The organism is Polaribacter marinus (assembly GCF_022662535.1).
Taxonomy (GTDB): Bacteria; Bacteroidota; Bacteroidia; order Flavobacteriales; family Flavobacteriaceae; genus Polaribacter; species Polaribacter marinus.
Window position 1 is genome coordinate 25,196 of record NZ_JAKQYM010000014.1, and the last position, 9,819, is coordinate 35,014.

Consider the following 9,819-nt stretch of genomic DNA (forward strand, 5'->3'; position numbering starts at 1 on the left):
AAATGTGCTGTTTGTGCGGCTGTTTTTTTTTAATTGGGCATAACGGTCTCGGCTATGAGTAGTTGCGTGGTTTAGCACGTAACTTAGCAAGTACACACCTAACTGAAAATCCGCGAGGATTTTCAGAAGTAGGCGAGAACAAGCAATTACTTATAGCCATTGTTGTGGTTAGTGTTTTTTATTTATTTGCTCAATTTTAAAATTCTAAAAGCTCCTTGAATTACCAAAACAAAAACTATTGTTCCGATAATCAAATCAGGTTTGCTTGAACTCAACCAGTTTACCAAAAGTCCAGCTGTTATTACTCCTAAATTTATAATCACATCGTTTGATGTGAAAATCATACTTGCTTTCATATGTGCCTCTTCTTTACTTTTTGATTTTTGTAAAATGTAAAGACAAATTCCGTTTGCAATAAGTGCGAAAATTGAAACTATAATCATTGTCGAAAAGTTGGGTAATTTCTCGTCTCCGAAAAATCTCCTTAAAACTTCTACAAATCCAATAATTGCAAGTGTTATTTGAAAATATCCAGCAAGTTTGGCAATCCGTTTTTTCTTTATTACTGTTCCGCCAACCGCAAACAAGCTAATTCCGTAAACGAAACTGTCCGCAAGCATATCTAAACTGTCGGCAACCAATCCCATTGATTTTGAGATTATTCCTGTTGTCATTTCAATTATGAAAAACGCAAAATTTATGGCAAGTACAGACCAGAGTAGTTTTTTTTGGTTTGCATTTTCATTAAATTCTGTTTGATCGGTTTGTTCAGTCGATATTTTCTTTCCGCCTAAATTTAGTTCAAGAACTGATTTTTCAATTTGGTCAGTTTCTCCGATGTGAAAAACGGTCAATTTTCGGTTGGGAATGTCAAAGTCCAAATTCGCAATACTTGAAATTCCGTCCAATTTCATTCTGATTAGATTTTCCTCTGAAGGACAGTCCATTTTAGTAATCTCAAATATTGTTTTATTCATTTAGTTTCTTGGTTTTTCGACATTAACCACAACGTGTTTTTGTATGGAAAGTTGCGTTTTAAGTCGACGGCTATTTTCCGAAGGAAAATAGGAGTTGATAGAAATGCAACAAACCTTGATTAAGCCAAATTTAGCAATTTTTTATACAAGATGTTGCCAAATGCGTTATTTTATTTCCATTTCCATATTTCGTTTAATATTCACGTTATTTTTAATTTACAACTAGTAATTTCTATTTTTCATGCATTTCCAATTCCGTAAACTTGATAAATTAAATTCTGAGTAAAAATTCCGCAATTTTGGTCTTCAGCTTTTGAGTGTTTTCTCACGTGCTTAATTCCGACAATAATTTTCACTTAATTTAATTTTTAGAAAATTCTCAGCCTTACTAAACTTTGTTTTAGAGAAAATTCCGCACAGTTTTTGTTCCGCATTTTGCTGAATTCCGCAAAGTTTAGAAATTCACATTTGAGTGATTTCTCCGCAATCTTAATTTCAGCGTTTGAGTAAATTCCTTTTTTGTAAAATTTAGTAAACGCTCCGATTTTTCAAAATTTTAATTCGCGAGAGAGTGTTTAACTTTTTTCAGATTTCAGATTTACAAACTAAAAAAAAGCCAAAATTATATTTTACTAAACGACTTGTATTCGGCTCGATTCACCAGTTTTTGGCAACGTGTTTGTATAACATTAGTTGCTAATTAAGTAAAAATAGAATAATTAATTAGTTCAACATCTACACGATAAGCTATGTCTATTTTAGATAAGCTATTAGTAGCAATTAATTTTATACGGTGTTGGCAACAGTATTTTAACTATTGTCATATAATTCCTTCGTTAACACGATTAGTTTAATCTTTAAATTTAATTGTGATGTCAAAATTCGTTCCTTTCAAAAAAACAACTGAAAATATTTGGAGATATACAGAAGATGGAGACCATTATCTATTTAAAACCATAAGTAAATTCAGATTTTTAGGGATTTGTTTCTATATTTCAATTACTATTAAATCTGGAGATTTGTAACGGTTTCAACATTCTCGTCTCTAATTCCTTTCTTATTTAATGTATATAGTATTGTGAAAAACGAATTATTACTTTCAACTATTTTTGTTTCAGATTTATCAATATTCCATTTGTTTTCTTTTAAATACTCTGTTATTTCGTTTAATTCTTTTATTTCACAATTTTTAGAATCATCGCTAATTGTATTTCTTACTGTTACTGCTATTAGTTTAGTTTTCATATTTATTTAACTTTTAATTTTAATGTTTTTAAAGAATCTATTTCGTGTTTTAATTCAAGTATTAAAGTGTTCTTATCGTTCAACTGCTTTTGATAATTATCATTTAGTTCATTTCTTTCGGATGATATTTGTAGTAATAGTTTTTCTTCCATTGACTTTTTTTGTTCACTATTTATTAAGGTTATTCCAAAACCAATTAATGATATTATAAATATTCCGTAAAATGAAAAACAAAATTTCTCAATTTTTAAGTAGATTTCCTTTTTTCGAGCTTGTACAAAAGGAATATTTAACTTTCTCTCAACCGACAATTTATTTGTATGTTCTCCGAGATTCAAACGAAGCTGATTTAATGTATTTATTTCGCCATATAGAAGAACTGCGCAAAAAAGGATTCCAAGTCCGAGTGATAAGATAGTAACAATTCTAAATATTTCGTTTATGTAATTATATTCATTTATATTGGTAAAAATTACTATTGCAGTTATTAAACCTGTTGACGATGTTATTAAATGTTTTAGAAACGAATAATATTTGTCACTTTGCTCTTTCTCTATTTCAAAATATCTTTTTCGTGAATTAAATATTTCTCTATCTATTTCTTTTTCCATAATATATTTTGAATTTATTTAATAATTGTTCTTTCCACAAAATATTGATTTAGAAGTTTTGAAATCGAATTCATAATAAAAACAATCATAAAATAGAATATTAAATCTCCTACCAAATACCAAAACATAAATTTTTTATATAATAAATACATTAAACCCCAATAATTAACTGTAAACCCTATAATTCCAATTATAGCAACTGTTTTATTGATTTTAATTAATGTGTCATTGTATTTGTCATTTATAGCTAATTTATTTTCAATTATTCGAAGTGAAGTTACAATCAATGAAGAAATTAAACTCAAAATTAAAAACAGAATTATATAAGATATTACTATTGTAAAATATAATAATATTGTCATATACCATTCGCTATTAAAACCCCAATCAATTAAGTCATAATACCAATTTTTCAAATGTTCCGAATAAAAAGGTGTAAAGTGAGCTATACATCCATAAATTATAATTACGGATATTGTGTAGATGATATATTTAATTGTTTTCATTTTCAATTCCTTATTTCTCTATTTCCATATTCTTTTCATTCACTATCTATTCTTTTTATTATCTCTTTATATTGTTGCCAACTGGTTATATGCAATCCCATATATTTCTTTTTGGGATTATTTTAAGGGATAACAGCACTTTTTTATTTTAGTTCTTGGATTCATTTTTGTAACCCAAAAAACTCCATGTACCATAACCATCCCTTGGTTTATATTATATCATCAACCGGATAAAGTTATTATGTGTTTATTATGTTGTTTGAAATTGCAATTTTTTTCAGGTACAAATTTATACTAAATAAAGTTATTTTGCGATTTTTTCACACAAAATAGATGAAATCAATAATAAAACATACTATATTTTATTAAATCATAACATATTCTTATTAAAATGAATAATTTTGATTGTGAGTCCTTTTTGTTTTGCGAGTTTAATGGTGTTGAGAGTACCTCTGCTTTTTCCGTCCCAAAAGGCTATTAACGCATCTGCATAATTGACCATTTGCAGGTTTCTTTTGGGACCTGCTGCTTTTCCGTATCGGTTCCAATTTGCAGGAAATTTTGTTACTGGATATTCTTTTTCTTTTGCGTATTGCTCGCCTAGTTTGTCGGCTCCTTTGTAGTGTGCTCCTGATACAATTTCGATATCCGTTTGGTTCTGAAGGAACTGGTTACACACTGTTTTTAGTTTTTGGTAATTGGTGAAGTTTCTGCTTCCTGCTATGATGAGTTTCATATGTTGGTTGTTTAATTATGAGATTGCCACGTCCTTCGTCCGCGCAATGACATTTTGGGTTTTATTTCTTTTCATTTTTTCTTGATAAAAAACGAAACAAAAAATCAAGACTCACTTTTATTTTACTTGAATTCTACTTTTTATTCCATTTTCGAACCCAGACCGCAAGCTCTTTGGGTTCTCGGAATTCCACAAAAATTGAATTCTTACCTAAAATAAAATAGGTCGTTTTGAGATTTTCTTTAATAGTGGATCCGTTTTAGTTTAGTATAGCTTCGCCATTTAAAATCTTAGTAAAGCGATTTTGAGTTGTGAAATGGTTGCTAATGTGCTTCCTGGTTTGTGGGTTTTGATTTGAAAAGTTGACATAGTTATCCAATTTAAAATTATGCTTCGCTTCGTTTGCTCACTATTTTTTGTTTTTACTCAATGGAGTTCGCGAATTCCGTTTCACTCCATTTCGCCACATTATTTTTTTGGAAAAAAGAAGAAAAAGATGTGCTCTCTGAAAGTGCCTGGGAAAAGGCTGTCAAGGTTTTTGGGTAAAAGTTTTTTGAGTTTGTATGTTATAAGAAAAAGGAAGAGGTTTGTGAAAAAAGTTTTATTCAAAACCCGAAGGGCTTGACCTTTATAGCCTAAAAGCGGTGGGGTAATATTGACAAAATTTTGATTTTGTTCTATTTTTATTTTGGATCATGAGATGCTGAAACAAGTTCAGCACTGCGAGGGCACTTATATTTGCTGTCTTTTTATTTTATTCTAACTCTTAAATGCATTCATTTAGGCGTATTCATTACCCTTATATTAAAAACGAAGGTAAATTTCATTAAAAACTACCCTTGTTCTTATAAACGCTCCCTTTTTCATGCATATATTATATTTAAAAGCATATAAAATAACATTATTTTATTAAATTATATCTAAAAACATATAAATTAGTATATTTGCTTATATTTATATTTAAAAGCATATAATGAAGTTATTATCAGAGTTTGTAAAAAAACGCAGAAAAGAAGTGCATCTAACACAAGAGGAGTTTGCAGAACGTGCAGGTGTTGCTTTAACTGTAGTAAGGAAAATAGAACAAGGTAAAACCAATTTAAACTTAGAAAAAGTGAATTTGGTTTTAGCCATGTTTGGTCATGAATTGGCACCTGTAGAAAGAAAAAACATAGACGATGAGACAAGGTAATGTATATTATAAAGATACACTGGCTGGTAGTATTATAGAAACTGCAGAGGGAGATTATGTCTTTACATATGATGCTTCATATGTAACCCAATACTCTAAACAATTTATCACATTTAGTATGCCTGTAAGGATTGAACCCTATACATCAGATCGATTGTTTCCTTTTTTTGAAGGACTAATACCAGAAGGATGGTTGTTAGAAATCGCTACCAAAAATTGGAAAATAAAAGCCAATGACAGAATGGGGTTATTGTTAGCCTGTTGTCAAAATTGTATTGGAGCTGTTAGTGTTGTACCTATAAAAGAAAACGATGAAGCCTAAAAATAACTGCCTGTATTGTTACAAAGCATTGACTAACGAAACGGATTTTCATGAAAAATGCGCGCTAGCATTCTTTGGAACCAAAGAAGTACCAAAGATTCCGTACAGTCTTGAAGATATGGGGGCACTCGCGCAACATGTTGTAGAAAGAAGTATTGCAGTACCCGGAGTACAACCAAAACTATCTATGTCTTTAGTAAAAGATTCAGAAACTAAAGAACCCCTTAGACTTACCGTAGTTGGAGCTTTGGGAGGACATTATATTTTTAAACCACCTACATCACAATTTAGAGAAATGCCAGAAAATGAGCATTTGACGATGCGTATTGCAGAAGCCTTTGGTCTGAACTTTGTTCCTTCTAGTTTGATACGTCTTGCCTCTGGAGAGCTCGCTTATATTACGAAAAGAGTTGATAGAACCTCTGAAGGAGAAAAAACACATATGTTGGATTTATTTCAGGTTACTGAAGCCTATGATAAATACAAAGGCTCTATGGAAAAAGTAGGCAAAGCCATTGGTCAATATTCTACGAATACTTTACTTGATAAAATCTACTTTTTTGAATTAAGTTTATTCAGTTTTTTAACAGGAAATAATGATATGCATTTGAAGAATTTTTCTTTGATAGAAAGTGTTTCTGGATGGGTTTTGGCACCTGCATATGATTTGTTAAATGTTAGCATTGTTTTACCAGAAGACACAGAAGAATTAGCACTTACACTAGCAGGAAAAAAGAGAACGTTAGAAAAGAAACATTTTGAAAAACTAGGACAACTTTTAGATTTAACAGACAAACAAATTAAAGGTGTTTTTAAACGTATGCTAAAAAATAAATCTAAAGCCATACAACTTATAAACGTTTCTTTTTTATCTGATGAAATGAAAACAGCTTACAAAACTGTTTTAGAAAATAGATATCAACGCATTGAATAATTGAAACTAACTTTCAGACTCAACCTGCGTAGGTGGAGGTAATTGGTGATGTTTGAGAAATGGAAAAAATAAATAAAGGGTATTTTGGAAAAAATACTCTTTTTTTATGTGCGGTGTTGAGGTGGGTATATGTAATGAACAATTCCCTGAAAGGGTTTTGAGAATGTAATGTACTTACCGCAGACACATGGCAAACATTGCCAATTGCTGGAACCTACTCCTTTGAAAGGGTGGTGGGGAAAGTGGACAAATCCAAGGCTTTCTTTTCTTTGTTTCTTATTCTTTTCCATTGATGAAAAGAATCAAAAATCTAGTCTTGAATCTTCGGCGGTCAATTTCACTTTTGCTCTCTAAAAGAAAAAAACTCGCTTTGCTCAGACAGTTTTTCTTTTTACGTTCGCTTCAATTGATTGACGCTCGCCTGCCAGATTCTATGACAGTGGAGATGGTAACTTGTTTGTGAGATTGTTGTTGCTAATGTGAGATTGTTTCGATGAGCTCTTAATGACAGTGGGGATGGGACTAAAAATCAAGCCCCTCCTTTCTTTGTTTCTTATTCTTTTCCATTGATGGATACTGAAACAAGTTCAGCACTGGCTTCATCAAAAATCTAGTCTTGAATCTTCGGCGGTCAATTATACTTTTGCTCTCTAAAAGAAAAAAACTCGATTTGCTCAGACAGTTTTTCTTTTTACGTTCGCTTCAATGGATTGACACTCGCCTGCCAGATTCTATGACAATGGAGATGGTAACTTGGTTGTGAGATTGTTGTTGCTAATGTGAGATTGTTTCGCTGAACTCTTAATGACCGTGGGGATGAAACTAAAAACCAAGCCCCTCTTTTCTTTGTGTCTTATTCTTTTCTATTGATGAAAAGAATCAAAAATCTAGTCTTGAATCTTCGGCGGTCAATTTCACTTTTGCTCTCTAAAAGAAAAAAACTCGCTTTGCTCAGACAGTTTTTCTTTTTACGTTCGCTTCAATTGATTGACGCTCGCCTGCCAGATTCTATGACAGTGGAGATGGTAACTTGTTTGTGAGATTGTTGTTTCTAATGTGAGATTGTTGTTAGCTAATATGAGATTGTTTCGCTGAACTCTTAATGACCGTGGGGATGGAACTATGCTTTATAGTTTTAGTCCTTGATTTTTGTGTTAAAAATAGATTTGTTAGCGAAATGAAACAAACAAAGAGTTGAGGTTAGGAATACTTTGATACTTCGACTACGTTTAGGATAAACTATACAACCCGAAAGACAGAGGTTTTTTTTTAAGCCCACTACGCCAGCTGGCTCATTCACTAAAAACATCCACAGGATGTTTTTCTTAACGTTCTGCCCGGTTTTGGGTTTTGGGGAGTGAACCACTTGCATTTTATATCTAAATGATTGAGTTTGTTTTATTATTCCGAAAATTTTAATCAAAAAGCAATATATTTGGTTAGATATAAGGAGTTGGCAACTATATGAAAATCAACCGTAGGAAAAATAACAAACGGAATAAACTTTCGATTATACTACCAATTTTGACAATAGTCGGAATTGGATTTATTGTTGTTTTAACTTCTGGTTATGAAAAAAGTTGGGAATTTAGTTGGAGCGGTATAGAACGAAATATTAAAGATTCAATTAGTGTTTATGAAATTCGGAATATTTCGAGTGGAATTGGAGGAAATGGAAAAGCAATTCCTGAAGAAATAGAAAGTAGGAAATGGATAATGAAAAACGCAACTGAATCTGAACTTATGAAACTTACGGAATTTCCAAACGGAAATATGAAGGCAATTGCTTACGAAGGATTATTAAGAAAAAAAGAATTTAAGAATAAAAAAGAGCTAATTGAAAATGCAATTAATGATACAATATATTCAGTTTATTATGATTCTGGTTGTACAGGAATGAAAATGGGAATTGGAGAATATTTAATTCAGAATGTATTAATGATTGATAATAGAATTGAACCATTTTCGGCTGAATTAATAACTGATTTTGGATTTTCAGAATTAGAAAAAAAAGAAATTCTAACTAAATTTCACAATCGGAAACAATAAAATACAGTTGCCAACACCTTGTATAAAAAATTGCTTAATTTGGCTTAATCAAAGTTTGTTGCATTTTTAATAAACTCTATTTTTCCTGCGGAAAAATGCCGTTCATTTAAAACGCAACTTTCCATACAAAACAACGTTCTACGCAATTTGAAAAAAACAGTACCAAACTTAATACGAATTGAATCGAGCTATGAACCAATAGCATCCGAAAGATTATTACTTTGGAGATATAATCGTATAATCGATGAAGGATATACTTTTCCAATATTTGACTTTTATTGCTACTGTGCTCTTTTGATAAGACACGCTAAATTGGAACGGTATCCTGAAATAATGCTAAACGGAACTGAACTTAAACCCGAAATAAAATTTCAACTAATAAACTTTCAAATTAACAACGATGAAGAAGTTTCAAAAACTGACAAGGAATTTCATCTTGTAGAAATGAAAAAAATGTTAGTTGAACGAAAAAAGTTTATAAAAAAAGAAATTCGTCAAACTAAAATTGACAGAAGTGAAATAGAATCAATAAGTCCTAAAAACTCTGAATTTTATCGAACTCTATTAATTCTGACAAGGGAATTTACCGACATAACACTTATGGATTGGTTCATTCCAATTGTTTTGACTTATGAAAGACTTATACATATCTTTATTAGACACATAGAAGAAACCAAATTTGCAGACGGAAAAAAGAAACGACAGACATTTTTCGATTATGAACCGAACGAAATTTGGACTCTTTTAAAAACACTAATAAAATATGACAAAGAAAACATTGAAAATCATTTTCTGGAAAATAGTGTCCATCACCAATTGGAAAGGAAAGATTTAATGACAGATTATCTTCGGAATTATGAAAATCCAATAGTTTTTAATGGAGATAGTTTTGTAATACGAATTGACAAGAATGGATTTATTAAACAATTTTATCAGTTATAAAAACTGCGTAGAACACCGTATATAATTTATTGCTAGTTCTAGCCTACTTACGAAAATCCTCGCGGATTTTCTATTCAGTTTTTATTTGCTAAATTACGTGCTAAACCACGCAACAAACCATATACAAACACGTTACCAAACATTTGACCAATGTACTTTCCTGAAATAGGTTGACTAAAAATTAAACACTTAATTATAGTCACTTATGAAAACACAAAATGAACACTGGCTAAAAAAAAGCTATCAAAAAGCAACTTTAGAAACCAAACTTTTAGTCGTTGACCAAATCTTAAATGGTCAGATTT

10 protein-coding genes are annotated in these 9,819 nt (G+C 30.9%); 5 read left to right on the forward strand and 5 right to left on the reverse strand.

The genetic code is table 11. The features are described 5' to 3' along the window. Nucleotides 1-182: 182 nt before the first annotated feature. The 5 genes from MC378_RS14035 to MC378_RS14055 all read right to left on the reverse strand — a co-directional run bounded on the left by MC378_RS14035 (nt 183) and on the right by MC378_RS14055 (nt 4,075). On the reverse strand, nt 183-977 hold the full coding sequence (locus tag MC378_RS14035; RefSeq protein ID WP_242179404.1) for a cation efflux transmembrane domain-containing protein: 795 nt from the start codon (nt 975-977) through the stop codon (nt 183-185). Nucleotides 978-1,982: 1,005 nt separating this feature from the next. Continuing rightward, nucleotides 1,983-2,222: a hypothetical protein gene (locus tag MC378_RS14040; protein ID WP_242179405.1), complete on the reverse strand. Its 240-nt coding sequence runs from the start codon at nt 2,220-2,222 to the stop codon at nt 1,983-1,985. A gap of 2 nt (nt 2,223-2,224) precedes the next feature. Continuing rightward, nucleotides 2,225-2,833 (reverse strand): hypothetical protein, encoded by a 609-nt coding sequence (locus tag MC378_RS14045; protein WP_242179406.1) that lies wholly within the window; start codon nt 2,831-2,833, stop codon nt 2,225-2,227. 14 nt (nt 2,834-2,847) lie between these two features. Further along, entirely contained in the window at nt 2,848-3,339 is a 492-nt protein-coding gene (locus MC378_RS14050) for a hypothetical protein (RefSeq protein WP_242179407.1), read from the reverse strand. Nucleotides 3,340-3,709: 370 nt separating this feature from the next. Beyond that, nucleotides 3,710-4,075, reverse strand: a complete 366-nt coding sequence (locus MC378_RS14055) for a DUF2493 domain-containing protein (RefSeq protein ID WP_242179408.1) — start codon at nt 4,073-4,075, stop codon at nt 3,710-3,712. Nucleotides 4,076-5,048: 973 nt separating this feature from the next. On the opposite strand from MC378_RS14055, the gene MC378_RS14060 reads away from it, so the two are divergent. The 5 genes from MC378_RS14060 (at nt 5,049) to MC378_RS14080 (ending at nt 9,514) form a co-directional block, all read left to right on the forward strand. Next, nucleotides 5,049-5,267 (forward strand): helix-turn-helix domain-containing protein, encoded by a 219-nt coding sequence (locus tag MC378_RS14060; protein WP_242179409.1) that lies wholly within the window; start codon nt 5,049-5,051, stop codon nt 5,265-5,267. Continuing rightward, a complete protein-coding gene (locus MC378_RS14065; protein ID WP_242179410.1) occupies nt 5,254-5,589 on the forward strand; it encodes a HipA N-terminal domain-containing protein in 336 nt (111 codons plus the stop codon). The genes MC378_RS14060 and MC378_RS14065 overlap by 14 nt, the downstream gene beginning before the upstream one ends. Next, nucleotides 5,579-6,523 (forward strand): HipA domain-containing protein, encoded by a 945-nt coding sequence (locus MC378_RS14070; RefSeq protein ID WP_242179411.1) that lies wholly within the window; start codon nt 5,579-5,581, stop codon nt 6,521-6,523. Before MC378_RS14065 ends, MC378_RS14070 begins: the two co-directional genes overlap by 11 nt. Nucleotides 6,524-8,047: 1,524 nt before the next feature. Next, a complete protein-coding gene (locus MC378_RS14075; protein ID WP_242179412.1) occupies nt 8,048-8,572 on the forward strand; it encodes a hypothetical protein in 525 nt (174 codons plus the stop codon). Between the two features lie 333 nt (nt 8,573-8,905). Beyond that, nucleotides 8,906-9,514 carry a hypothetical protein gene (locus MC378_RS14080; protein WP_242179413.1) on the forward strand — a complete coding sequence of 203 codons (609 nt, stop codon included), beginning with the start codon at nt 8,906-8,908 and terminating at the stop codon, nt 9,512-9,514. Nucleotides 9,515-9,819: the final 305 nt, after the last annotated feature.